Annotated in this window: 18 protein-coding genes and 2 pseudogenes; 4 read left to right on the top strand and 16 right to left on the bottom strand. The window is 69.3% G+C overall.

Translation table 11 applies throughout. The annotated features are described in order from the left end of the window. Positions 1-23 precede the first annotated feature (23 nt). Complete coding sequence (locus ACFPZJ_RS29545; RefSeq protein ID WP_381027840.1) at positions 24-2,417, bottom strand: putative bifunctional diguanylate cyclase/phosphodiesterase; 2,394 nt, start codon at positions 2,415-2,417, stop codon at positions 24-26. 348 nt (positions 2,418-2,765) lie between these two features. Here ACFPZJ_RS29545 and ACFPZJ_RS29540 point away from each other — a divergent pair, with 348 nt between their 5' ends. Then, positions 2,766-3,617: an alpha/beta hydrolase gene (locus ACFPZJ_RS29540; protein WP_381027838.1), complete on the top strand. Its 852-nt coding sequence runs from the start codon at positions 2,766-2,768 to the stop codon at positions 3,615-3,617. Positions 3,618-3,665: 48 nt separating this feature from the next. Here ACFPZJ_RS29540 and ACFPZJ_RS29535 read toward each other — a convergent pair whose 3' ends face one another. The 3 genes from ACFPZJ_RS29535 to ACFPZJ_RS29525 all read right to left on the bottom strand — a co-directional run bounded on the left by ACFPZJ_RS29535 (position 3,666) and on the right by ACFPZJ_RS29525 (position 7,228). Beyond that, entirely contained in the window at positions 3,666-5,468 is a 1,803-nt protein-coding gene (locus ACFPZJ_RS29535) for a heparinase II/III domain-containing protein (RefSeq protein WP_381027835.1), read from the bottom strand. 350 nt (positions 5,469-5,818) lie between these two features. Further along, the gene (locus tag ACFPZJ_RS29530) at positions 5,819-6,718 is read right to left on the bottom strand and encodes an NAD-dependent protein deacetylase (RefSeq protein ID WP_381027832.1); all 900 of its coding nucleotides are present in this window, start codon (positions 6,716-6,718) and stop codon (positions 5,819-5,821) included. Between the two features lie 276 nt (positions 6,719-6,994). Continuing rightward, positions 6,995-7,228: a Rossmann-fold NAD(P)-binding domain-containing protein gene (locus tag ACFPZJ_RS29525; protein ID WP_381027830.1), complete on the bottom strand. Its 234-nt coding sequence runs from the start codon at positions 7,226-7,228 to the stop codon at positions 6,995-6,997. Positions 7,229-7,277: 49 nt separating this feature from the next. On the opposite strand from ACFPZJ_RS29525, the gene ACFPZJ_RS29520 reads away from it, so the two are divergent. Continuing rightward, a complete protein-coding gene (locus ACFPZJ_RS29520; RefSeq protein WP_381028333.1) occupies positions 7,278-7,718 on the top strand; it encodes a TetR/AcrR family transcriptional regulator in 441 nt (146 codons plus the stop codon). Between the two features lie 305 nt (positions 7,719-8,023). Here ACFPZJ_RS29520 and ACFPZJ_RS29515 read toward each other — a convergent pair whose 3' ends face one another. The 9 genes and pseudogenes from ACFPZJ_RS29515 to ACFPZJ_RS29475 all read right to left on the bottom strand — a co-directional run bounded on the left by ACFPZJ_RS29515 (position 8,024) and on the right by ACFPZJ_RS29475 (position 18,392). Continuing rightward, positions 8,024-10,000 carry a ricin-type beta-trefoil lectin domain protein gene (locus ACFPZJ_RS29515; protein WP_381027828.1) on the bottom strand — a complete coding sequence of 659 codons (1,977 nt, stop codon included), beginning with the start codon at positions 9,998-10,000 and terminating at the stop codon, positions 8,024-8,026. A 65-nt stretch (positions 10,001-10,065) separates the two neighbouring features. Further along, positions 10,066-11,472, bottom strand: a complete 1,407-nt coding sequence (locus ACFPZJ_RS29510) for a glycoside hydrolase family 43 protein (protein ID WP_381027825.1) — start codon at positions 11,470-11,472, stop codon at positions 10,066-10,068. Positions 11,473-11,691: 219 nt separating this feature from the next. Then, positions 11,692-12,159, bottom strand: a pseudogene (locus ACFPZJ_RS29505) (SDR family NAD(P)-dependent oxidoreductase); the annotation flags it as partial. Beyond that, a complete protein-coding gene (locus tag ACFPZJ_RS29500; protein WP_381027822.1) occupies positions 12,156-13,127 on the bottom strand; it encodes a fumarylacetoacetate hydrolase family protein in 972 nt (323 codons plus the stop codon). The pseudogene ACFPZJ_RS29505 and the gene ACFPZJ_RS29500, both read right to left, overlap by 4 nt. A gap of 117 nt (positions 13,128-13,244) precedes the next feature. Next, a complete protein-coding gene (locus tag ACFPZJ_RS29495) occupies positions 13,245-14,183 on the bottom strand; it encodes a VOC family protein (protein WP_381027819.1) in 939 nt (312 codons plus the stop codon). A 13-nt stretch (positions 14,184-14,196) separates the two neighbouring features. Further along, a complete protein-coding gene (locus ACFPZJ_RS29490; RefSeq protein WP_381027817.1) occupies positions 14,197-15,210 on the bottom strand; it encodes an amidohydrolase family protein in 1,014 nt (337 codons plus the stop codon). Beyond that, entirely contained in the window at positions 15,207-16,370 is a 1,164-nt protein-coding gene (locus ACFPZJ_RS29485) for an FAD-dependent oxidoreductase (RefSeq protein WP_381027814.1), read from the bottom strand. Before ACFPZJ_RS29485 ends, ACFPZJ_RS29490 begins: the two co-directional genes overlap by 4 nt. 79 nt (positions 16,371-16,449) lie before the next feature. Beyond that, positions 16,450-17,415 carry a cyclase family protein gene (locus ACFPZJ_RS29480; RefSeq protein ID WP_381027811.1) on the bottom strand — a complete coding sequence of 322 codons (966 nt, stop codon included), beginning with the start codon at positions 17,413-17,415 and terminating at the stop codon, positions 16,450-16,452. After that, positions 17,412-18,392 carry a fumarylacetoacetate hydrolase family protein gene (locus tag ACFPZJ_RS29475; RefSeq protein ID WP_381027810.1) on the bottom strand — a complete coding sequence of 327 codons (981 nt, stop codon included), beginning with the start codon at positions 18,390-18,392 and terminating at the stop codon, positions 17,412-17,414. Before ACFPZJ_RS29475 ends, ACFPZJ_RS29480 begins: the two co-directional genes overlap by 4 nt. A 120-nt stretch (positions 18,393-18,512) precedes the next feature. Here ACFPZJ_RS29475 and ACFPZJ_RS29470 point away from each other — a divergent pair, with 120 nt between their 5' ends. Continuing rightward, a complete protein-coding gene (locus tag ACFPZJ_RS29470) occupies positions 18,513-19,427 on the top strand; it encodes a LysR family transcriptional regulator (RefSeq protein ID WP_381027808.1) in 915 nt (304 codons plus the stop codon). Between the two features lie 147 nt (positions 19,428-19,574). On the opposite strand, the gene ACFPZJ_RS29465 is transcribed toward ACFPZJ_RS29470, so the two are convergent. The 3 genes and pseudogenes from ACFPZJ_RS29465 to ACFPZJ_RS29455 form a co-directional block, all read right to left on the bottom strand. Continuing rightward, positions 19,575-20,837: an MFS transporter gene (locus ACFPZJ_RS29465; RefSeq protein ID WP_381027806.1), complete on the bottom strand. Its 1,263-nt coding sequence runs from the start codon at positions 20,835-20,837 to the stop codon at positions 19,575-19,577. A gap of 366 nt (positions 20,838-21,203) precedes the next feature. After that, positions 21,204-22,304: pseudogene (locus ACFPZJ_RS29460) on the bottom strand (pectate lyase family protein); the annotation flags it as partial. Between the two features lie 223 nt (positions 22,305-22,527). Continuing rightward, positions 22,528-23,328 carry a pectate lyase gene (locus ACFPZJ_RS29455; protein WP_381027804.1) on the bottom strand — a complete coding sequence of 267 codons (801 nt, stop codon included), beginning with the start codon at positions 23,326-23,328 and terminating at the stop codon, positions 22,528-22,530. Between the two features lie 589 nt (positions 23,329-23,917). Here ACFPZJ_RS29455 and ACFPZJ_RS29450 point away from each other — a divergent pair. After that, a complete protein-coding gene (locus ACFPZJ_RS29450) occupies positions 23,918-25,453 on the top strand; it encodes a fused MFS/spermidine synthase (RefSeq protein ID WP_381027802.1) in 1,536 nt (511 codons plus the stop codon). Positions 25,454-25,491: the final 38 nt, after the last annotated feature.

The following is a 25,491-nucleotide window of genomic DNA, read 5'->3' as shown; positions in this document are numbered from 1 at the left end:
GTGCGGTGGGGCCTGGTGGGCCATCAGCGTTCAAGGCGCCGCGCGCGGTGGGGTCGCCGTCCCCGCACCGCGGTGTGCGGTGGAGGGTGTGAGGATGCCTGGGTGGTGAGGTAGGCCTCCAGTGCCTGCGGAGCCATGGGTGGGGAGTAGTAGAAGCCCTGGCCGTGCGGGCAGCCGAGTGCGTGAAGCCGCTGTGCCTGGAGGGGGGTTTCGATGCCTTCCGCGATCACGTCCAGGTCGAGAGCGTGTCCGATCTGGAGGATGGCCTGGATGAGGCTCTGGCTGGCGTCGCTGCTGCCCTTCAGGACGAAGCTCTGGTCGATCTTGACGATGTCGGCCGGAAGGTCGCGCAGGTAGGCCAGTGAGGAGTATCCGGTGCCGAAGTCGTCGATGGAGATGCGTACGCCGAGGTCGCGCAGTGCGCGGATGTGAGCGGCCGTGGTGTCGGCGTCGGTGACGAGGGTGCTCTCGGTGATCTCCAGGACCAGGGAGGCCGGGGGGAAGCCGGTGTCGTGCAGGACCTGTCGGACGGTGTCGGGGAAGTGGGGGTCCGTGAGCTGTCGGCCGGAGACGTTGACGGCCACGCTCAAGGTCCCTGCCTTCGCGAGGGTGTCGTGCCAGTGCCGGCCGCGGCGGCAGGCTTCGCGCAGCACCCAGGTGCCGATGGGGCGGATCAGCCCTGTCTCCTCGGCAACGGGCACGAACACCTCGGGCGGGATGGGGGAGCGGCCGCCGCGCTGCCAGCGCAGCAGTGCCTCCACGCTGGTGACGTGTCCGGTGGGCAGGTGGATGACCGGCTGATAGTGGACGGTGAGTTCACTGCGGGGGAGGGCGTAGCGCAGGTCCTGGGCGATACGGGCGTGGCTTTGCTGTGCCAGGCTCATGGCGGCCTCGAAGAGCTCCGCGCGGTTGCGGCCGCGTTCCTTGGCCGCGTACAGCGCGATGTCGGCGTTGCGGAGCGCGTCGTTGGCCGTGGTCGGTTCGGTGACGGCCAGGACGCCGATGCTGGCGGTGACGAAGACGCTGCGATGGCCGGAGAGGGCGAAGGGCTCCTTGAAGCGGTCCAGGAACCGCTGCCCGTAGGCTTCGGCGGGAGTCTCTGCCAGGTCTTCGGCGAGGACGGCGAACTCGTCACCGCCCATGCGGGCGATCGTGTCGTCGCGGCGTGCTGAGCCCAGGAGGCGGTGGCCCACGGTGATGAGCAGTTCGTCGCCGGCGGGATGTCCCAGGCTGTCGTTGATGTGCTTGAAATGGTCCAGGTCGATCAGCAGCAGGGCGGTGTTCTGAACCGTGCTGGACCGGGTGAGGGCGTGTTCCAGCCGTTCGAAGAACTGGGTTCGGTTGGCCAGGCCGGTCAGGGCGTCGTGGAACGTTTGGTGGGTGAGCTGCTGCTGCAGCGAGATCTGCCGACGCAAGGCGTCCTCCGCCGTCCGGGCCCGGGCCCTGGCCTGGTCGGCCTGGGCTTCGGCGAACCGCGCCAGCAGCATGATGCGCACGACCAGCAGCACGGTCGAAGCGGCCACGATGCCCACGATGGCCACGGCGTGCACGGGCTGCTCGCGCACGCCGCCGACGTCTGTCATCAGCAGTGCCGGCCCGAGGAGGGCAGGCAGGGTGAGGACGGTCATGCGTGCGGGTGAGAGCCGCTCCTGGCTGCGCGGCACCAGCCGGGTCGTAGCGGCCATGGACGGGTGCAGCGCGCCCGCACTGAGCAGCGGATAGGAGGCCATCCACAGGATGTAGGAGACGTCGGAGGCGATCGGGGCGCCGGTCGCCGCCAGGGTGGAGTAGTACAGGGCGTCGGCGGCCAGCGTGGCACCCACCCACAGAACGAACAGGCCGAGGGCCGGCAGACGGACGCCTGCGACCAGTACCAGCTTGGCGGCCACGCCCAGCAGCAGGAGATCAGCCAGCGGATAGGCCAGGGACACCGCCAGCGGCAGCGCCGACAGATGGCCGCGCAGGTAGGGCATGACCATGAACGCCCATGCCAGGGTGGACATCCCCAAGGTGATGATCCCCGCATCCAGCACGGCCCCCCAGCGCACGCTGCCCCAGGCCGCCATCAAGCTGACCAACCCGGCGGCGAAGCACGGGTAGGCCGCCAGATACAGCACGTCGGCCACCGAGGGGAACGGCACGAGCGTGCCCGCGAACTGGAATTCGCCGAAGACGGCGTCCGCCACCGTGAACAGCCCCATGCCGACAGCGAAGAGATACCAGGACCGGGCCGGGCGCGGCCGATGCAGGCGGACGCCGACCACGATCGCCGCGGTGCAGCAAGCCGCCAGCACCGGTGCGAACAAGTGCCGCACGGGGGCGGTCACGAGGACGTAGAGGATGATCACCACGGCACCGGCCGCCGGAAACCACCACCAGGCGTGCCTGCGCAGTCGCTCGGTCCACGCCTCCTGCATGACTCCTCCGCGGACGCAACCGGGGGTCCTGGCCAGGCCGGGTCGGATGGCCCACAGGGGCTGCCTGTCTGCTCCAGCGAAAGGCGGCTCGCGAGAGATCGCAACCGCAGGCCCCGGCCACAGTGCCGCTGGTCGGCTGTCGACGGCAAGGCGCGGTCTGACCCTGGTGGACGGCTGGGGTGGCCGGAAGGCGCCGCGGCGCACAGGATGAGCAGTTCAGGAGTGCTGCTTGCGCGCCGTCACCCGAGTCGAGGACTGCTACCCATGGCTGATCTCCCCACCGCGCCGCCCGCTGCCACCGGACCGACGCATACGCTGGAGAGCTGTCGCCGGCGGAGCTCACCCGGCGTGCGCCCGGTCACCGTGGACGCGGGCGGCATCGTCCTGTCCGGCCTGCTGAGTGAGCCCCCGCAAACGGCTCCGCGCGCGGTGATCGTCGCCCTGCACGGCGGAGGCATGAACGCGGGATATTTCGACGGACAGGCCCATCCGGACGTGTCCTTGCTGGCGGTTGGCGCACGCCTGGGATACACGGTGCTGGCGCTGGACCGGCCCGGCTACGGAGCCTCGGCCGACCGCCTGCCCGCAGGACAACGGCTGACCGCCCAAGCGGCCACAGTGCGCCGCGCCGTCCAGGCGTTCACGGCACGCCACGCACCCGGCGCCGGCACGTTTCTCTTGGCGCATTCGTTCGGGGCCAAGGTGGCTTTGGCGGCCGCCGCCGACTGGGACGCGCCGCATCTGCTGGGCTTGGACGTCTCCGGGTGCGGGCGCCGACTGGCCGTGAACACCGGCCTCGTCGACTGCCACCGTGTGGGCAGCCTGCGGCGGCTGAACTGGGGCCCGCTGGGTCTGTACCCGCCTCAGACGTTCTGGGCGAGCCAGCAGGTGGTGGCCCCCATGCCCGTACGTGAGGTCAGTACCGTGACCGGCTGGACACGCCTGTCTGCGGCCATCCTTCCCCGCGTCCGCGTCCCTGTCCGGCTCACCTTCGCCGAGTACGAGACCTGGTGGCGCCACGACGACGAGGAGATCGCCGATCTGACCGCTCGACTGTCCGCCGCTCCACGCGTCGTCGTCGACCACCTGCCACAAGCCGGCCACAACATCAGCCTCGGCTGGGCCGCCCGCGCCTACCATCTGAAAGCCCTGGCGTTCGCCGAGGAGTGCCTGGCCGACGCCCAGCTGACGAGCCGTTGAAGACCACCGGGGCGCAGACGAAGTCGCCCCCCTCATGGCGACGCGAGGTCAGGGCGTCATAGAGCCATCAGGGCCGACCCGGATCGCGCGTTCGGTGAATCCGATGCGCACCGTCACCCGATACCAGCCGTCGGCATCCCTGGTCGCCGACCAGGAAACAGGTTGATCGACGCCTGCTGGCACGATCAAGGTGAGCATTCGAAGTTCCTTCCCGTGGCGTTGCATCAAGGCTGTGCTCGCCGGCAGCCGCTGACCTTCGAGAGGGGAGACCCAGCCCTGGTAGGGGTCGGTGACGCCCCGTGCGACACGCGTGCTGCCAGACGGCACGGACTGGCCGGGAAGAGGCACCTGACTGACGACCAGTTGGCTTCTACCGTCGGAACTCAGCGCCTGGACGTGGGAGTGCGAGACTTTCCGAGGTGTGAAGTCGGGGGCCAGGTGCCACAGTGCTCTCCAGGTGCGTTCCTGCCGGTCATGGCCACGGTCATACACGACCAGGAACCCTGGATCCTCGACCAGGAGCACACCACGGGTACGGGTGATTCCGCCGTACGCCCTGTCGGAGGCTTCGTAGAACTGATGGAGCGGACCCAGCTTCTTCCGCGTGAGCCGCGTGGGAGCATCCCACTGGTGCCGCACACCGACGACTTCGACAACATTGTGGGCAGCGGGTGACTGAAGGTATTTCCGGTAGGCATCGGCTCGATACCCATCGTGCCCGCCATCCACGATCAGATCACGGCCGTTGCCGTAGTAGGTGAGTGACATGTGGTCGTTGTGGCCGTGGATGATACGGGCGGGGCCGAACCGCAGGGACATGAAGTGTTCGTCCTTCAGTTGGCGGCCGGAGGTGCCCCAGCCCGTCCGCGCGAAGACGAATCCAGCCGCATAAGCGGCGGACTTTTCTTTTCCAGGTCTTCCCTCCCGGCCGTTCGAGGTGAGATAGCGAATGACCGGAGTTCTGACACCTGGGGGCGGAACAGCGTGACTGTCGCCGAGCGGTACGATCCGCCCGTTCGGCTGCGTGGCGTTCTCCAGGAACGCCGGCATGAGGCGGACGCGTTCCGCGATCAGTCGGCGTGGAGTGATTTCGCACTCCTGCATGGCGGAATGGACAGCTCGCCACAACTCCCACACATAGGCCTGGTACCGGACCGACTGCTCGTTGCTGACGCCCTGTTCGTCGACTTGTACGCTGATGGCCGAGCTCAGTCTCCGCACGGCGAGGTCTCGGGCGGCAGCGTGCTGGAGCTGGCAACCCGCGACCAGGAGGGCGAGATCTTGCATGGTGCCGTGGTTCCATTGGCCCGCGTAGTCTTCGGCGAGTTGTTCGGCATGGGTACGCAGCGCTCGGTCCAGCCACGGCCGGCCGCCGATCGCGGCGCGCAGGCAGAGCAAGGAGCTGGCGCGTAGTCCGGTGGCGTGCTGTCCCCAGACTTCCGGGTGAACCGGGCCGTCCGCTCCCAGGTTGTCTGACACGAAGTCCTTGGCGATGAGAGTGGCGCGCTCCAGCATCTTCTTGCCGTCGGGCTTCATCCCTTCGGTGACCAGTCTCTCGAACCATTTCAGCGAGAACAGGTGCAATCGCACGGAAGGGTGATGCGTTGGATCGTAGCGCCAGTCGACGTCACCCCGTGGGGCGATGACCTGAGGGCGTCCGTAGATTTTCACCTTGCCAGCCATAAGGGCTGGTGCTGGATTGCTGCTGTACAGCCCGTTGGAGAATCCACAGGTTCCCGCAGGCCATTCCCCGGCGCCGGAGTGAATGTTTCGACCATCAGCGTCCGAATTGGTGTGGCGTTCATCGATGATGAGTGTTGCGACGCATGTAAGTACTGCCAAGATCGCCATGGCCGTCACGACCGTATGCCTGCGCAATCTCATTGTTCCTCGCTCGCGTCCACCGGGCTGCCGGCCAATCATTCAACGGCTACATCGGCGTCACTTTTCTTGCGCTTGAGACGGCCATACGGGGCTGGTTGCCGTCACACGGGACCTGCACGACGAGCAGTTCCTCACGGGGATGGAGCGGCACAAGGACGCCGTCCCGGGTCTGATGGCAGCCGTCGCGGACAGTTCCGGGTGTGCTGCTCCCCGTCAACGATGTAGAGGCCGGGGCCCCGGCCCAGGAGGCCCAGAGTGTCGAAGACCGACAGGTGCGATGGAGTCCTGGTGAGGCGCCCCTGTCGTCACCATCTCAGTCAGGCTGTCGCCTGGCCGTCGACGGGAATGCCCAGCCGGTCGGCCACAGAGGTGAGGGTCGTTCCCAGCGGGAGCGCTACCCGGGTGAGGGCGTGCCGGTCGCCGCGGGTCGGGTCCAGGTTGACGATCAGCACCGGCTTGTGGGCCTGGGCCGCCTGGCGAACGAACCGGAGCCCGGACATCACCGTCAGGGAGGAGCCCAGGACCAGCAGTGAGGTCGCTTCACGCACCAGTCGGCGGCAGTGCTCGACCCGCAGCGGCGGAACGGTTTCGCCGAAGAACACCACATCCGGTTTGAGGATGCCCCCACACACGGTGCAGGGCACTGCACGGAAGTCGCCGACCTGTTCGTCGGTGAGGTCGGCGTCACCGTCCGGGTTGATCTCCGCGGCCACCGGCTCGAAACCCGCGTTGGCCTCCTCAAGCCGCCGGGCGAGTTCCCGGCGCGGGCTGACTGCGCCGCAGGAGAGGCAGACGACCCGGGCCAGGCTTCCGTGGAGTTCCACGACGCCCTCGCTGCCGGCGGCCTGGTGCAGACCGTCGACGTTCTGGGTGATCACACCCGAGAGCAGGCCGTGCCGCCCGAACGCGGCCACGGCCCGGTGCCCGGCGTTGGGGCGGGCGCGGCCGAAGGTGCGCCAGCCCAGGTGGCTGCGCGCCCAGTACCGGCGCCGGGCCTGGGTGCTGGAGGTGAAGTCCTGGAAGGTCATCGGGGTGTGCCGGTTCAGGCTTCCGCCCTCGCCCCGGTAATCGGGGATGCCCGACTCGGTGGAGATCCCCGCCCCACTGAGCACCAGCACACCACCGGCGCTCAGCGCGTCGGCGACCGGTTTCGGGTCCGTTGTCCCCGATGGCAGGTCCTCGGTGGGGGTCCAGCTCAGAGTGGGGCGCATGCGCATGCCGCCAGGGTACGGAACAGGCCCTTCAGCCGCTCTCACCGACCGGCGGGACGGCGCACCATGCCGGTGCGGCGGTCTGGCATGTTTCGGTGTGGCCTGCTGGTTGCCTTTGCTCCCGGGAAGTAGCGGGTCAGTCGACGACAGTGCCCAGGCCGAGCGAGGCGAGCAGGTGGTCGGTGGGCTGCCTGGCGCCGGCGTTGATGGCTTCGACGGCTTCGCCGAGGGCGAACCGGTCGACGCTTACACGTTCGGGACGCCGGCCGGCGGGGGTGTCGATCAGTGCGGTGATGGCGTCCGCGACTTCACGGGGTCCGGTGGCTCTGGGGAGGTGAAAGCGGCGCCGACGTTCTGCATGAACACCTGGGTCAGGCCGAGGACCTCGGCATAATCACCGAGGCGGGTTTCGTCCGCGCCGATGAGCTGTGAGGCGGCGAGGTTACTCGGGAAAGCGCCGGGCTGGACGATCGAGACGTCGATGCCCAGGGGGCGCAGCTCGTAGCGATAGGCCAAGGGACTCTTCCGGGAGGCGGTCGGAACCCGAGATCCCACCCCACCCTCGCTGCCCGACATCGACCGGGCCGAGTTCGAGCAGCGGCTTGCCGAACTGATCGTCAGCGGCGGCCACACGTCCTCGACGCGAGGCGAGGACGACTACGACCCCCTCCTCATCCTTCTGCGCTCAGCAGCCAGCCACGCCGCCCGACCCGTCCTGTGCGACTACGTCCAAAGCACGGTCATACCGTCGCTCGCCGACTACTTCCACGACGACGACTGCGCCCGCGAACGCGCCGCGCTCGTACTGTCGCTGCTTCTCGGCATCACCGTGCTGGGCCCCATGCTCGGAGTCGAACCCCTCGAGATCCCCTTGTCGGCCGATGCTCTCGCGCCGCCCAACCCCAGGATCGAGCTCATCCTGTCAGCCATGCTGCAAGCGGCGGCCGACGCCGCACCCGCGGCCCACGAGCAGGACGCCGACAAAGCCGGGCGGGCAACTCTCTAGAGACCACTGACCGACGAGGACGGGCCTGGGTGCACGAGCGCCCACGGCGACGGTGCGGGCTCTGGTGCTTCCCAGCCTAGGAACGCACCGCAGCGCCAGCGTCGTCCCGTCATGTCACGCGGCGCGGGCTGCGCGGTGGTGACCTCCCTCAGGCGGGGACTACCCCCGCGTCTCCCTGAGCGGCCGCCTCTCTTCGGTCCCGGCCGAGCTCACCTCGGCCGATCCCGCCGGCAGGTCGCGGCTGCGCCGACCGGCGAGGGCGCCGCCCTCGCCGGTGGAGCGTCACACCCTTGCCTTTACCGTGATCAGGTCAGGCTCCATCTCTGGTTCGTCTGGCCGGTGCAGGTCCACAGGATCAGCTTGGTGCCGTTGGCGGTGCCTGCGTTCAAGGCGTCCAGGCACAGGCCCGACAGGTTGCTGGTGATGGTGCCGTTCGAATTGACGGTCCACTTCTGGTTGGTGCCGCCCGTGCAGTCCCAGATGATCACCTTGGTGCCGTTGGTGGTGCCGTTGTTGTCGGCGTCGAGGCACTTGTTGCCGTAGACGACGAGTTCGCCGCGCGAGGTCCGGGTGAAGGTCTGGTTGCGCCCTCCGCCGCAGTCCCACAGTTGTGCCTGGGTGGCGTTGACGTAGGTGTTCTTCTCGATGTCCACACAGCGGTCGGAAGCGGAGCCGACGAGGGCGGCACCGTCGGTGCCGGGGATGCCCTGGATGCGGAGGGCGTCGATGTCGGGTGCCGTGCTGCCGGAGACCGCGGCGAATTTCACGGTGTTGGTGCCCTTGGCCAGGTGCGCGAGCACGGACACGGTGCGGTAGGTGGTGGCCGAGCCGGTCGGCGGGAAGGCCACGACGTACGTGAACTGGCCGTTCACCTGGACGGTGGCCTTGCGGGCGGTGCTGCCGCCGTTGGCGTAGGTGATGTCCACCAGCTTGGTGCCCGCCGCGGAGGCCGTGATGCTGCTGAACGTCGGGGTGGTGGCGGAGGTGGTGTCCTCGACGGTCGTGGCGGAGGCCTCGGTGCCGGAGACGGTCAGCAGCACCGCGTCGTTCGCCGGGACGGAGGTGGTGTAGCCGGTGGTGAACGATCCGACGGTGCTGCGGGTCCAGGCGTTGCGTACGGAGGTGGAGGCCGTGGTCAGTCCCAGGTCGGCCCAGCGGACGGTGATGTTCGCGGCGGAGCCGGTGCGGTTGAACAGCAGCACCGCGCGCTTGCCCGTGCCGGACAGGACCTTGCCGTACACCTGCAGACCCCGGGTGTCCTCGGCTACCTTGACGCCCTGCAGGCCGCGCGGGTCCTGGTCGATGGCGAGCACCTCGGGGTTGGTGAGGATGTCACGGGTCTCCGTGCTCATCGTGGCCACGTTGTTGCCGGCGAGCAGAGGGGCGCCGGCGATCGACCACAGGCTCATGTGCAGCCGGTTGCGCTGGGCGGTCATGCCGTTCAGGCCGACCATCAGCATGTCGGGGTCGTTGTGGTAGCCGGTGTGCTGGGCCGCGGGTTGGAAGGCCTCGTCGAAGTTGCGGTACATCTTGGTCAGGCCCGGGGTCTCCTTGTACAGCAGGACGTCGTGGCTGGTGCGCCACAGGTCGCCGTAGCCGGTTGCCCAGTTCCAGGGCAGTCCGGTGCCCCACTCGCAGAAGGACAGCACGAGCCTGCGGCCGGTGACGGCACTCGCGGCCTCGTGGGCGGCGGCGATCTGCTTGTACGTGGTTTCCTGGTCCAGCCCTTCCTCCCGGCCGCCGCACCAGTCGATCTTGACGTAGTCGAAGCCCCAGCGCTGGAAGGTCTCCAGGTCCTGCTGGTAGTGGCCCTCCATACCCGTGTTGGGTGCCGCGGGCCGGGTGGTGGGGAAGTAGTAGCCGCAGCCCTGCTTGCCCGCGTCGGTGTAGATGCCGGCCTTCAGGCCCTTGCTGTGGATGTAGTCGGCGATCGCCTTCATGCCGCCGGGCCACAGGTTCTCGTCGACGACGATGTTGCCGTTCGCGTCGCGCCGGCCCTGCCACCATCCGTCGTCGAGGTCGACGTACTTGCAGCCGGCGGCTGCCATGCCGGAGGAGACCAGGGCATCGGCCTGCTGCTTGATCACGTTGTGGTCGATGCTGCTGAAGAAGGTGTTCCAGGACGCCCAGCCCATCGGCGGCGGGGTGACGCCGATCTGGTTGGTGCTCACGGCGGCCGGTTCGGCGGGCAGAGGCGCCGACGGATCCTGTCGGTCGAGGGTCGTCAGCCCCGCGCGGCGAGCCCGGCGGCGAGGGCCTGAGCGGCGATGCGCCTGGCCCATCTTCGTACGGGGGTATGGGACATGCGGCTTTCCTGGGGGAGGGAAGGATCGCTGACCGTGGCGGTTCAGTAGACGATGGAGAAGGTGGCGTCCGCGCGTTCGGTGGCGGTGGAGACGGGGTCGATGCGCAGGGCGTAGTCGGAGTGCCGGATGTAGCGGGTCGGGTAGTTGTGGGACCGGAAGGACGCCCAGGTGGAGTCGGCCAGGCCAGCCGTCCTGTGGAAGGTGGCGTCCTGGGCGAAGGCGCTGCTGCCGTCGTTGACGTCCAGCCGGAGCTGGTAGCTGTAGTGGCGCAGGTAGCGGGTGGGGTAGTTGACCGACTGGAAGGACACCCCGGAGCTGTCGGCGAGACCGGGCACGAGCTTCCACTGCGCGTCGGAGTACGGGTCGAAGGGGTACGGGTCGATCCGGCCGGCGAAGCCGGCGTGCCGCACGTAGCGGTCCGGGAAGTTGTAGGACTTCAGCCGGTTCCAGGCGGGTCTGCCCCAGTGGGCGACGAGGTTGTCGTACTCGCCGGAAGTGATCGTCTCGATGGTGTTGTGCTTGGAGCTGAGCGGCTGGGTGTAGTCGCGCTGGCTGAGTTCGGTCCAGGTGCCGGCGGCGAGGTCGGTGGTCCGCCAGGCGTAGAAGATGCCGTTGGGGTTGTAGGTGTCGCCCCACATGTACCAGGTGTTCGAGGTCAGCGACTTCACGATGGTCGGGGCCTCGGTGCCGCCGTGGGAGACCGGGGTGCCGAAGAGGGTGAAGCTGCCGGGGTCCAGCGACGTGGACCTCGTGCCGACCAGTTTCTGCTGCCCGTTGTTCTTGAAGTACATGTAGTTGACCCCGTTGACGCCCACCGTCATGTTCGCGTCGATGACGTCGTATCCGGGGTCGAAGAAGACCTGGGGTGCGGAAGCGGAGCGGAAGTCGGTGGTGTAGTTCACCATGATGACGTTGTGGCCGCTGGAGTTGACCGAGGAGTAGAGGATCGCGTAGCGGCCGCGGCCGGCGTCCCAGTACGCCTCGGGCGCCCAGCTGTGGGTGACCATGTCGTGCAGTTTCAGCCGGCGGTAGCCGGTGAAGGACCGCAGGTCGGTGGAGTCCCAGACGTGGATGTACTGGCTGTTGTAGCTCCAGTCGGTGCCCTTGAGGTCGGTGGCGAGGACGACGAAGGTGCCGTCCTGCTTGCGCATGATGAACGGGTCGCGCAGTCCGCCGGCGCCCGCGGTCGGGGTGACGACGGGGTTGTTCTGGTTGAGCGGCATCCACTGCAGGGCGTCGGTGCTGACGGCCAGATGCAGGCCGTAGTCGGTGCCCAGCCCGCTCGGCGACTCGGTGAAGTAGCCCATCACGTACGCGGAGTCCGCGGCGTGGGCGGCACCCGCCCCGATGGTCAGGTCGGCGGTCACGGCGGCCAGCGGAACTCCGGCGGCCATGCCGAGGAAACGTCGGCGTGACGGCTGGGAGCCGGGCCGGGGACTTCTGCTCATCTGCTCTCCAAGGGAGACGTGGGGGAGGGGAACGGGCGCTCGATGGCAGAGGGCCCTGGGCGGTCACGCCTGTGCGGCCACCTCCGTATTGTCCGGTAATTCGGACAGGGTTCGGTGGATCGATCAGAAGGTAGAGGTGAGGCAATGACAGGTCAACGGTTCTGTCGTTTCTCGTTGGACTTTGTGTGAACGCACCAGTTTCAGGGCTCAGTTGTGCCCCGCATCCGCCGACTGACCGCGCAGCGCCCACTTGCTCGCCGTGTACGCCACCGGGTAGTGCGCGGTGAGTGCGGCGGTGGAGCCCACGTTGACGATGGACGAGCCGGGCGGCATCAGCGGGGCCAGGTGCTGGATGCCGAGCAGGGGGCCGATGACGTTGACGGCGTGGACGCGGGCCATGTCCGCGGGGCGTACGGTGTCGAGGCGGGCGCGCCAGGTGATGCCCGCGTTGTTCACCAGGCCGTGCACCTGCCCGTACGCCTCCCGCAGATCGTCGGCGAGGTTGGCCCAGTCCTGTTCGCTGGTGACGTCGAGGCGGCGGCAGCCGGGTGCTTCGGTCACGTCGGTGGCGATCACCCGGGCGCCCTCCCGGCCCAAAGTTTCGGCCGCAGCGGCACCCTGGCCGCGGGCCGCGCCCGTGACCACGACGACCTTGCCGAGGAGCCTCGTGCGACAGAAGTCGGTCACGGCCGCTCCCGCGGGCGGCGCCGGGCGGCCGGGACCAGGACGGGATCCGGTCCGGCCACCACGGTGTTGGACACCGAGCCGATGCCCTCGACGGTGAGCGTGACGGTGTCGCCGGGCTTCAGCGACGGCGGATCCTGCCTGCCTCGCACTCCCCACAGCTCGGCGAGGCAGCCGCCGTTGCCACAGGTTCCGGAGCCGAGGACGTCACCGGGGCGCACCCAGGTCCCGCGCGAGGCGTAGGCGACCATCTCCTCGAACGTCCAGCTCATGTTGGACAGCAGGTCCTCGCCGACCACCTCGCCGTTGACCTCGGCGGTCAGCGCCAGGCGCAGGAAGCCGTCTGCGTCGCGGTACTGCTCCAGCTCGTCGGCGGTGACGAGGTAAGGGCCGAGCGTGGTGGCGGTGTCCTTGCCCTTGCAGGGACCGAGGCCGACCCGCATTTCGGCGGACTGCAGGTCGCGGGCGGACCAGTCGTTGAAGACGGTGTAGCCGACGATGTGCTGCCGGGCCTGCTCGGGGGTGAGGTCGCGGCCCTCCATGCCAACGACGGCGGCGACTTCCAGTTCGAAGTCGAGCACGCGCGATCCAGGCGGGACGGGGATGTCGTCGTACGGGCCGTACACCGCGTAGGGGTTGGTGAAGTAGAACGTCGGGGCCTCGTACCACTGCTCCGGAACCCCGGCTGCGCCGTCGACGGATCGTCGTACGCCCTCGACGTGTTCCTCGAAGGCGACGAAGTCCCGCACGGTGGGCGGCTGCACGGGAGGCAGCAGCCGCACCTCGGACACGTGCGGACCGGCCGGGACGTCGAGCGACGCGGCACCCGCGTCGAGCAGTCGGGGCAGGCCGTCGCCGTCGGCGAGCAGACCGGTCAGGGAGTGGACACCGGGCAGGGGGACGAGCGTGCCGTCCTGTTCCACGACGGCCACCTGGCGTCGGTCGCGGTGCTCGTAGGTGGCGAAACGCATGGGAATTCCTGTGGGCGAAGGGGGCGTGGACGGGGCTGGGGGCGCGGTGGGCGAGTCAGGGCAGGACAGGGCAGGACAGGGGAGCGCCGCGCCGCCCGTGTCGGGAGGCCCTGCCGGTCAGACCGGCGGGGCGACGAAGCAGCCGCGGTCGGGGTCGTTGAAGGACTCCTTGGCGACCAGTTCGTTCATCGGGTTGGCCGTGCCCCACTGGTCGGTGACCTCGGGCCGGGAGAAGTCGTAGACGTGGGGGTGCCAGGTGTCCTCGTCCAGGACCTCCAGTTCGGTGGTGTACTCGACGGTGTTGCCGTGCGGGTCGAGGAAGTACGTGAAGGTGTTGTCGCCCGCCATGTGCCGGCCAGGGCCCCAGATCGTGCGGAAGCCGGCTCGCATCACGCGGCCGGAGCCGCGCATGTACTCGTCCAGGCCGCGCATCTCGAAGGAGATGTGGTGCAGGGAGGTGTGCGGGCACTGGGCGATGGCCATGGAGTGATGCTGGTTGCTGATCCGCATGAAGTGCATGACCTCGCCCATGTGCGGGGAACCGAGCGTGTCGGAGAGGCGGAAGGCGAGGTGCCGTTCGTACCACTGGCGGGTGACGTTCAGGTCGGGCGAGTTGAGGACGACGTGCGACAGCTTGACCGGGATGGACTCCTTCTCCTCGATCTTGCGGTGCTGCCGTACCTCCACGTCGGCGGAGACCTCCAGGGTGCGGCCGTCGACATCGAAGAAGCGGAAGCCGTAACCGCCGCCAGGAGTGTCGATCCTGCCCGGCTGGGAGATCAACTGCACGCCCCCGGCGAGGAGTCGTTCGGCCAGGGCGTCGACGTCGGCCGGACTGCCCGCCCCGTAGGAGACGAGGTCGAGGCGCTTCTCGTCGGCCTTGCGCAGCCGTACGACGTACTGCTCCGGGGAGCCCTCGGCGGCCAGGAAGGAGATGCCGGAGTCCTCGGCGACCTTCGTCAGGCCCCAGACGCCGGCGTAGAAGTCGAGTTGCTTGTCGTAGTCGGGCACGGCGAGGTCGACGTGCCGCAGATGGGTGAGCAGACGGTCGCTCATGGGGGATTCCTCCTCAGGTGAGGTTGAGCAGGGCGGCCGCGTTCGCGCCGCGCACGGCGTGGAAGTCGGCGTCGGGCAGGTCCGCTGCGCGCAGCGCGCCCAGCGGGTCGTCGGTGCCCATGTCGAAGGGGAAGTCGGAGCCGAGCAGGACCTGGCCGGCTCCCGCGGTCCGGACCAGCTCCCGGAGGACGTGCGGGTCATGAACCAGGGAGTCGAAGTACAGCCGTTTCAGATAGCTGCTCGGCTTCCGGGCAGGGACCTGGGCGTCGGGGCGGACAAGCCAGGCGTGATCGGAGCGGCCGATGTGGGTGGGCAGGTAACCGCCGCCGTGCGCGGCGATCAGCTTCAGCCCGGGGTGACGGTCGAGGACACCGGAGAAGACCAGGTGGGAGAGGGCGACCGCGTTCTCGGTGGGCTGGCCGACGGTGTTGGACAGGTACCACTGGTCCAGGCGCTCGTCGAGGGTGCAGCCGAACGGGTGCAGGAAGACCAGGGCGCCGGTCTCCTCCGCGCGTGCCCAGAAGGGCGCGAGGCGCCGGTCGGACAGTTCCACCTCCCGTGTCCCGGCCGGTCCCGGCGCGTGCGAGGAGACCTCCACACCCCGCAGTCCCTGATCCAGTGCGTGATCGAGCGACTCCACCGCGAGCCCGGGGTGCTGGAGCGGAACCAGTCCGAGTCCGTACAGCCGGTCGGGGGCCTTCGCACAGTGAGCGGCGGTGCCCTCGTTGGCCAGCCGGCACACGCGCCGGGCCAGTTCCGGCCCGGCCCAGTAGTGGTAATGCGAGGGGGAGGGACTCACCAACTGGATGTCCACGCCCTGCGCGTCCATGGCCGCCAGACGCACGGCGGCATCCGTCAGCCGGGGCACCCGCTCAGCGACCATGGGCCCGTTCACGGCGAGCGCCGCCGGTCCGTTGCGGCGGGCGTCGAGGCCCTGGGCCCGAGCGAGGCCGGGCTGACCGGCGACGGCCTCCTCGACCTTGGGCAGCAGGACATGCGCGTGCACGTCAACGGTGGGCGTGGTCACGGCTTTTCCTTCAAGACGCTCATCGTGCGGCCGATCAGGCCGGGGACGTCGGCGTCGCGCACGCCGTCCAGCTGCCACTGGCCGATCCGCACGGACGCCTCGACAACGGTCCGCACCCGGTGGATCCGGCGGTCGTAGTAGCTCTGGAGCAGTTCGTCGTCCCAGTCCCGTCCGCTCGTGAGCAGTTCGGCGAGGACCAGGGCGTCCTCCAGGGACATGGCTGCGCCCTGGGCGATGGTGGGTGGACAGCAGTGGGCGGCGTCGCCGATCAGCACGACCCGGCCCCGGTGCCAGGAGCCTTCGACCAACAGGCGGTCGCACCAGGTGTAGTTGACCTTCCTCGGGTCGGCGATGTGCTTGGTGATCTGCGGCCAGAACCCGCCGTACCCCTGCGCCACGCGGCGCATTTCGTCGGCGTGGGCGGCGGGGTCGATCGAGGCGCGGTCACGGCACCTCTCGACGACGAAGGCGTAGAGGGTGTGCTCGCTGGTGGGGGTGTAGCCGGCTATGTAGGCCGGGCCGCCGTAGGCGAGGTCGGTGCGCTCCACGCCCTCGGGGCGCGGGGTGGCGATACGCCAGATCGCCATGCCGGTCGGCTCGGGTTTCTCGGTGATGCCGATGGCGGCGCGGGTGGCGGAGTTGAGACCGTCGGCGGCGATCACCAGGTCGTAGCGGGCCTGGGTGCCGTCGCTGAAGCGCACCGAGACGCCGTCGGCGTCCTGCTCCAGGGTCTCGGCGGTGGTGCCCAGGCGCACCGTGGCCCCGGAGGGGCGGACCACGTCGATGAGGATCTGCTGGAGCTGCGGGCGCTGCATGCCGAGGGTGGCGGGCAGGTCGTCACCGCCGGTCCGGATGTCCTCGGCGACGTGCAGCACCGTGCCGTCGGGAGCGGTGATGCCCAATGTGCCGAAGGGGAAACCGGAGGTGCTCACCCGCTCCCAGACGCCCAGTTCGCGCAGGACGCGCAGGGCGTTGCCCTGGAGGGTGATTCCGGAGCCGGTGGTGGCGTTCCAGTCGGGCTTGGTCTCGATCAGGTCCACCTGGATGCCCGCCCGACGCAGCAGAACGGTCACGGCGTTGCCGGCGGCGCCGCCGCCGATGACGAGGACGGTGGGGTTCCCCCGAGCCGGAGGCTGGGGAAGGGTGCGACGGTCGGTCATGTCGGGTCTCCCGGGGTTCGGGCCGCCCGGCTCCGGGCGGCCGGGGCGGCCACCGCTGTCGAGTGCGGGCCGGAGTCGGCTATTTGACGGCGACGGGGTTGACGGGGGAGCCGACGGCTCCGGTGATGGGCAGCGGGGCGGCGGTGAGCCAGAACTCGTACACACCGTCCGCCGCGCAGTCCTCGGCGAGCGCGTCGAGGTCCCACATCTCGCCGATCAGCAGGCCCATGTTGGGGATGACGACCTGGTGCAGCGGCTGGAAGGCGCCCTCGAACTCGTTCGGCCGGACCTCGAAGCCCCAGGTGTCGGTGGCGATCGCGGCGATCTCGGTGCGGTGCAGCCACCCAGCGGTGGTGAACGACAGCCCCGGCGCGGGCCCTCCGGCGTAGTCGCCCCAGCCCTCGCGGCGGACCCTGGCCAGCTGTCCGGTGCGCACGACGACGATGTCCCCGCGGCCGACGGACACGCCGTGCGCGGCGGCCGTCGCGGTCAGGTGCTCCTCGGTGACGGCGAAGCCGTCCGGCAGCTCCTTCGTGCCGTCGTCGTCCCCGACGACCCGGCCGACGTCCAGCAGCACGCCCCGCCCGGCGACGTACGGGGCCATGTGCTCGATGCCGGTGACGAGGTCGCCGTCGGAGGTGACGGTGGTCGCGGCGTCCCGCCCGTTCCATGCTCTGCCGTGGTCGAAGATGTGGCCCAGGCCGTCCCACTGGGTGGAGCACTGCAGCGGCATCGCGATCACGTCGTCGGCTCCGCCGATCCCGTGCGGGAAGCCCTGGTTGCCGAGGGCCGCGTCGGTGCCGGTGTCGAGCATGGTGTGCACCGGGTTGGTGCGGCGCCGCCAGCCCTTCTGCGGGCCGTTCATGTCGAACCGCTGCGACAGGGAGAAACTGACCCCTCGCCGGACGAGGGCGGCGCCTTCACGGCGCTTGGCCTCGGTCAGGAAATTGAGGGTACCGAGCACGTCATCCTCGCCCCAACGCCCCCAGTTCGAGTACGTCTTGGCGGCCTCGGCTATCGCGCCCTCCGGGTCGTCACGGTTCACGCCGTCTCCTTGACGCAGCGGGTGCGCTGGACGCCGAGGCCGGTGATGGAGCCCTCCATCACGTCGCCGTCGCGCAGCAGGCGGCCCCAGTGCATGCCGTTGCCGGCCGGGCTGCCCGTCAGCACCAGGTCGCCGGGCAGGAGCCGGGCGGTCTGGGAGACGTACGACACCATGCGCGCGACGCCGAAGATCATGTCCTTGGTGGACTCGTCCTGCATGGTCTCGCCGTTCAGTTTGAGGGTGACCCGCAGGTCACCTGGGTCGGCGATGGATTCGGCGGGCACGATCCAGGGCCCGAGCGGGGTGAAGCCGGGGGCGTTCTTGCAGCGTAGCCAGTCGGTGCCGATGGCCTTCATGTCCCGGCGGAAGACGGTGGCACGGTCGGTCAGGTCGTTGGCGATCGTGTACCCGGCGACGTACTCCAGTGCCTCCTGCACGGACACCCGGTACGCGGGCCTGCCGACCACGGCCGCAAGCTCCAGCTCCCAGTCCGGCTTTTCGGCCCAGGAGGGCAGGACCACGTCGTCGTACGGACCGGTGATCGCGCTCGGCAGGCCGATGAACACATACGGCAGGTCCTCCGCCGCCCGCCGGTCCATGACCGCGGCGATCTCCGCCCGTGCCTCCTCGACCGTGCGGGCGTCGTCGGGGGAGCGGTGGGCGACCTCCAGGTCGATCACGTGCTGCCGGTAGTTGGCACCGGACTGGAAGACCTGCCGCGGCTCGACGGGGGCGTGCACCCGCAGGCCCTCCAACGGCCGCCAGTCCGACGCGTCCTCGTGCGCGAGTACGGACAGGACGGGCAGGGCCTCCTCCCACCGCTCCAGCACGGCACGCATCCCGGACGGGGCCCAGGCCAGGGCCTGGCTCAGGTTCAGTACCCGGCCCGTGACCAGCAGTCCGGGGAACGGCTCCCCGCCCGGAGCGGAGAACGTGCCGAGCGCGAACGGGCCGGCAGGTGGCGCGAGTGTTGCCATGACATTTCCTCCCGCTGGGTTGCGGTCTACTCTGTCCCCGATCGTTGAATCACGGAAATGAATCCTGTGGATACATCGCATCCACAGCGTGGATACTCTTCGGCTTGCCAGGTGGTGCCCGTGAACCTCTCCCGACTCGACCTCAACCTGGTCGTGGCCCTGCGCGCCCTGCTGGAGGAGCGCAACGTCACACGGGCCGGCGAGCGGATCGGGCTGAGCCAGCCCGCGATGAGCGCGGCGCTCGCCCGGCTGCGCCGCCACTTCGACGACGACTTGCTGGCCCGGACCGGCAACTCCTACGAGCTGACCCCGCTCGGCGTGGCCCTGCGGGACCGCAGCGCGACCGCCTGCGACCTGCTGGAACGCGTCTTCTCCAGCCAGGCCGAGTTCGACCCGGCCGCCGAGACCCGTGAGTTCACCCTGCTCGCCTCCGACTACGGCGCGGCCGTGTTCGGCTCCGCGCTCGCCCGCGCCCTGCATCGGGAGGCGCCAGGGATCCGGCTCACCTTCCAGCACCCGGCGCCGAGCGTCGTGGAGAACACGGCGACCGTGCTCAGTACCGTCGACGGGTTGCTGATGCCGCACGGCGTCATCGACGGCTTCCCCGCCGTCGACCTGTACCGGGACCGTTGGCTGTGCCTGGTCGCCGACGACAACCGCGAGGTCGGTGACGAACTCACCCTCGAACAGCTGGCCCGCCTGCCCTGGGCCGTCTACCAGCGCCCCTACGACGCCCCGGCCGCCCGCCAGCTGAGCATGCTCGGCATCAGCCCCCGGGTGGAGGTGTCCGTGCAGACCTTCCAACTGCTGCCCCACATGGTCGAGGGCACCCGCCGGGTCGCGATGATCCAGCAGCGCCTGGCCCGCGGAGCGGTCCGCTCGGCCGCGGTGCGCGTTCTGCCGTGTCCCTTCGAGGCCGTGCCGGTGCAGGAGGCGCTGTGGTGGCATCCGGTGCACGCCCAGGACGCGGCCCACATCTGGCTGCGGCAGAAGGCCGCGGAGGTCGGCGCGGCGCTGACGGGCGACGGGGCGTGACCGACTCCGCAACGCGCGCACAGGCGAGCCGCTTGCGGGCGGCACCCGTCCCGAAGGCGGCGGCATCCCGTAGCGTCGCCGCGCGAACCACCGCCCGGCAGCGACGCCTGGCCCGAGGCCCGGGACACACAGCTCACCGCCTGGCGCTCATCCACCGGCCCGCTGCGGCAAGGTCTGGGAGTCGACCGCGTCCGCTCGGCGGCGGGACGCCCACAGCGCCGCCGCGACGAGGGCCGTGGCCAGTCCCAGCACACCCACCGCACCGGCGAGGCTGCCGACGACCGACTCCACGGCGAGCAACACCAGCGGACACACGAACTCGCCGCCGAAGAAGGCCGCCGTCCACAGCCCCGTCCCGCGGCCACGGTCCTCGAACGCCAGCCGGGACATGGCACTGGTGAGGAGGGCCGGCAGCAACAGGCCCGTGCCCACGCAGTTGACCACCGCCCCGACCACCAGCAGCGGGGCGTCGCCCGCGAGGTACATCACGCCGAAACCGGCCGCGCAGACCGCGAGGACGGCGGGCAGCATCGGGTCCGGGGAGCGCTTCGACCGGGCGAAGACGACCGCTCCGCCGACGGTGGCGGCGCTCGCGACCGCGGTGGCCAGGCCGATCACACCGGTGCTGTCCACCCCGAGGTCGTCGAGCAGGTACGACATTTCCACCGGGACGGTGTAGAAGACCATCGCCCCGAAGAAGGTGAGGACGCAGATTCCGGCCAACGGCCGCCAGGGGAACGGGCGACGGGGTTCGGCCGGCTTGTCGTCGGCGGCCACACGGGCCGCCGGAGTGGGCAGCGCGGCTGCCATCACCGGGGCGAGCAGCAGGCTGACGGCGTAGACCCAGAACGGCACGCGCCAGCCCGCGGCACCGACGGCCCCGCCGATCACGAAGAAGGCGGTGGCCGACGCGGAGGCGCACATGGTCTGCAGGGCCAGGTACCTCACCCGCCGGTGACCGGAGTAGTAGTCGCCGATCAGTGTGGTGCAGCACGTCATGATGGCGGCCTCGGCGACACCCACCAGAGCACGGCTGACGATGATCGCGCCCAGTGACTCCAGATAGAGCGGCGCCGTACCGAACACGGCGTACAGGACCGTCGCCACGATCAGCAGGCGCTTGCGGCCCAGCCGGTCCACGATCACCCCGGCGAACGGGGCAAGCAGCGCCAGCGCCAGCGCGGGAACGGTCAGCGCGAGGGGAACCAGCGCCTTGGCGCCGGGAGCCGACGCGAAGTGGTCCTGCATCTTCGGCAGCACCGGGGCGATCAGCACCGCCCCGAGGATCGGCAGACAACTGCCCGCCATCAACAGGGTCACCCGCAGCAGATGGGAGGGACCCGACACGGGGACGGGCGGCGGGGCGGTCTCCTCCACCTCGACGGGAGGCAGGGGCACGGAAGCGGGCATGGCGTCTCCAGATGGCGGCGTACGGAAGCGCGCATACCGTCACGGGCGCCGAGGGTGCACGGCATGCTGAGCGCTGGAGGAGGCCGCACGCCGGCGGCGGATCCGGTCAGCGGCGTGCGGGTAGGCCCGACTATGGGGTCTCCGGAGGGCCGCCGCCATCCTTGTCGCCATCGCAATCCCGAATCCGCCTCATCCACGGCGTGGATGAGCGGTGCACGTTCCTGGACGACAGGACGGCGACCACTGGGTTCTGTCTCCCCAACGGTCACCGTTCGCGGAGCCAGAGGGTGCATGAGGCGATGCGGAGGCGGGCGAGGTGGGCGGCGGCCGTCTTGTCGAGACGGGTGGCTCGTCAGACACGGCCTAGCACTTGCCGTCCGACACCTGGAGCCCCTTGTCGGCGCCTGCCGTGCGGCTGACGATGCTCGGCACGCAGTCGGCCGCGTCGAGGCTGTGGGCGTAAGGGATGCTGACCGAGGTGGTGGACTGCGGGTCGGGGCCGGCCGGGTGGTTCTCGCTGCCGGGGCGAGACCAGGTCACGTTGTCGAAGATGTTGCCGCTGACCTGCCAGTATCCGGCGGCATCGGTGTAGAAGGTGCCGAGGACGTCCTTGGAGTCCTCGAAGTAGTTGTTGTCCACCCTGGCGCGGGCTCCGGCCCGGGAGTTGATGCCGGACTCGTTGAGGCGCACGTAGTGGTTGTTGTACATGTGCGCGATGCCGCCGCGCAGCAGCGGGGCGCGGGAGTCGATGTTCTCGTACCGGTTGTGGTGGTAGGTGATGAAGCTGTTCGAGCGGTCGCTCTCGCTGTTCCCGACGAGGCCGCCACGGCCCGAGTTGCGCAGCACGCTGTACGACAGGGTGACGTACTGGGTGTTGTCCTTAAGGTCGAAGAGGCCGTCGTACCCTTCCGACTCCCCACCCGACGCCTCCAGGGTGGTGTGGTCGACCCAGACGTTGCGCACGTTGCGCTCCATACCGATGGCGTCCCCGCCGTTGGACGTGGGGGAGCCCGACTTCTTGACGTTCCGCACGGTCACGTTGCGGATGATGATGTTCTTGGCTTCACGCAGGTGGATGCCCACTTGGTCGAAGACGGCGCCGCCGCCGACCCCGACGAGCGTGACGTTGCTGACCTTCTTGAGCTCGATCACGCCGTCGGCGGTGTCGCAGCTGTCGCCCGACACCTTCTTGGTGTTGGCGTGGTTGATGGTGCCCTGGACCTCGATCGTGATCGGGGTGCTGGTGGCAGCACGGCCGCACAGGGCCGCGTGTATGGCGGTTCCGGTGGTGGCCCGCACCGTCTGCCCGCCCGCGCCGCCGGTGGTCCCGCCGTTCTGGGTCGCGTAGCCGGTGACGCCGCCCGTCGCCGCCGACGCCGCGGCCGGCGAGAGAACCGCACCGGTCGCGGCCGCGAGAGCCAGCGTGGCCAGCGCCGCACAGAGCCGTAGTGCGCCTGGTCGCCTCATCCTTGCCTCCCCATTTCGCCTTCGAATGCCGAGTGTGCTGCTGCTGTGAACTGTCGTCGTTTCGTCAGCCGTCGAGGTTCGTCTGTCCGTCTGTCCCGCCCTGCCGCGCCGACGGTCGGTGAGACTCCGAGTCCTCCGGTCTTCGGCATGCTGCCGGGCCGGGGGCGGCCGTACGAAGCGCCGCAGGGGACGCTCCGTACAGCCGGATGTCACCGCGGTGCGATCACTTGTAGGTGATGTCGGACGCTGAGTACTTGCAGTACTTGCCGTCGGGACCAGTACCGTTTTCCTTCGGCTCGTTTCCCGTGCTGTTACCGATCCACTTCTGGCAGGGAATGATCTTTCGGCTGCTGTCCCCGACGATCGTGATGTTCCTCAGAGTCGCGACGTCGTCGTAGTTGGTGTTGATGCCGACGATCCGGTCGCCCTTCCAATTCACCTCGATATTGCTGAGGTTGATCGTTCGCTTGTACTGCTTGCTGCAGTTGCCGCACGTGCGGGCGAAGGTGCCGAAGTTCTTCACCGAGAAGTTCGACACGTTCAGCGTTCCGGCGCCGTTGAACTGGAACACCTTGTCGCTGGCGTCCCGCGCGCCGCCGCCGTTCACGGTGTACACGTTGGACGAGGAGGTGCCGCGGAACGTCGCCGCGTCCTCGCCGACGTCCTCCCACCAGACGTTCTGCAGGGTGCAGCTGCCCTCGCAGTGGATGCCGTCGGCAGCGGGCTTGCCGAGGATGACGTTCTTCAGGACGGCACCGGGAGTTAGTTGGAGGATCGGTCCCTGGTCCTCGCCCTGGCCGTCCCCGCCCAGGGACCCGGTGCCGTAGAGGCGCTTCATCCCGTAATCCTTGGTGCCGGAGATCTTGATGGTTTTGGAGACCGGCTCGCTGCCGTTCGGGGTCGGCCAGTTGGCTGCCTCCGCCGAGCCGTGCAGTGTCGTGAGCATGCCAAGTGAGAGTGCGAGTGAGGCCAGTGCCCCGGTGAGCGCGCGCCGGCGCGAACGCGAGCGTGTTGCAGAGGTCATGGGCGACTTCCTTCTCTCTCAGTGGAGGGTGAGGTGACGGGGTCGGGTGGTCCCGCTCCCTGTTCCCGTCGTCCGAGCTCGCCGCGCTGGACGCGGGCTCGGTGGTGCAGTCGTACGGCGGGTCGCCGGCTGGAGTCCGAGCAGTAAGTGCCCGTACCCAAGCGCCCGTTGACGCGGTGCGATCCGATGCTTGCCGCAAGGGCGTGGCGGTACCTCACCTCCCTGCTGGGGAAAGTGGGCATCGGCGCGTCCCTTCAGAAGCACTCTCGTACATGTAGGTGCCTTGTGTTCCCCCATCCGAACGGATGGCAGGATCGGAGGGGCATTCCAGGTGCGGAGTGACCTGACTGGTCATAACTGTGACGGAACGTATGGGGCAAGCGCTTACTAGTCAACGGTTCGCGCACACCGTATTCGGCCAGCCCTGGCGGTCCGTGAGGACGAACAAGAAGTCAGCGAAGCGAAGTCCCGTGAGATACGGCGGAAGCACGAGGCAGGCCGTGCCGGGCTGTAGCGCGCCGTCGCCTCAGCCGCTCTCATCGGGCACGACTGGCCTCGCCTCGATAAGTCTCATGCAAGGATGTCGCCCGTGACCGGATCGTCTTCGTCGCCTGTCGCCGAGGGCACGCCTGGCAACTACGGCCTGGGTCCCCGTGCCGCTGTCGTGCTCGTGTTCGGGTCCTCGGCCGCAGTCCTGGTGGTCGAGATCGTCGCTCTGCGGCTGCTGGCCCCCTACCTCGGCCTCACCCTCGAGACCAGCACCCTGGTGATCGGGATCGCCCTCACCGCGATCGCCGTCGGCTCCTGGCTGGGTGGGCGCATCGCGGACCAGGTCGATCCACGCCGGCTCCTCGGCCCCTCGCTCGGGGTGTCGGGAGCAGTCGTGGCGCTCACCCCCGCCGTGCTGCGCACCACCGCGGAGTGGGCACCGGCGACGCTCTTGTTGATTGCGTCGCTGACCATTCTCGTGCCGGGCGCGCTGCTGTCCGCGGTGACGCCGATCGTGACCAAGTTGCGTCTCACCAGCCTCGCCGAGACAGGAACGGTTGTCGGCCGACTGTCCGGCGTGGGTACCGTCGGCGCCATCGTCGGCACCGTCCTCACCGGCTTCGTCCTCGTCTCGCGGTTGCCGGTCAGCGGCATACTGATCGGTCTCGGAGCACTGCTGGTGCTCGGCTCCGCGGTGGTCGAGTGGCGCACGCGCGGGTGGAGCAGCCCCCCTGCCCTGACACTCGTGGTCGTTGTCGGCGGCCTCACCACCACGGTCGCGCCCGGTGGCTGCGACACGGAGACCAAGTACCACTGCGTACGGGTCGTCGCAGATCCCGACCGGGACAGCGGCCGCACACTCGTGCTGGACGGCTTGCGGCACTCCTACGTCGACGTCGACGACCCGACCGTCCTGGAGTTCGAGTACGTGCGCGCCATCGCGTCGGCGGTCGATGCCGCCTTTCCCGAAGGTGAGCCACTTGCCGCCTACCACCTGGGCGGTGGCGGGCTCACCTTTCCCCGTTACCTCGCGGCCACGCGGCCCGGGACGCGCAGCCTGGTATCCGAGATCGACAGCGGGGTCGTGCGCATCAACCGCGACCGACTCGGCCTGAGTTCAAAGGCCGGCATCGACGTACGCGCCGAGGACGGCAGGCTCGGCCTGCGGCGACTGGACACCGGCAGTCGTGACCTCGTCGTCGGCGACGCCTTCGGGGGCGTCAGCGTGCCGTGGCACCTCACTACGGTGGAAGCCATGACGGACGTACGGCGGGTGCTCGACGAGGACGGCCTGTACGTCGCCAACCTCATCGATCACGGTGGTCTGGCCTTCGCACGCGCCGAAGTAGCCACCCTCAGCCAGACCTTCGAGCACGTCGCCCTCGTCGGCGAACCCAGCGATATCGGCCTCGACCCGACCGCCACCCCCGAGGGCGGCAATCTGGTGGTGCTCGCCTCCGACCGACCAGTCGGCCTACGCGCGACCCAGAAGGCGCTGGACGCCCGGCGAACGGGCTGGAAGATCGTCACCGGTGACGACCTCACTGCCTGGATCGGCGATGCCCAACCGCTCACCGACGACTACGCACCCGTCGACCAGCTCCTCCAGCCCTACAGCTCTCCGAGCAGCCAGTGACACGACGCATGAGGTGCGTCGGCAGGGCTTACGCCCCT

Source organism: Streptomyces bullii (assembly GCF_042657145.1).
Classification (GTDB): Bacteria; Actinomycetota; Actinomycetes; order Streptomycetales; family Streptomycetaceae; genus Streptomyces; species Streptomyces bullii.
This window is presented reverse-complemented; position numbering and strand designations above follow the sequence as displayed.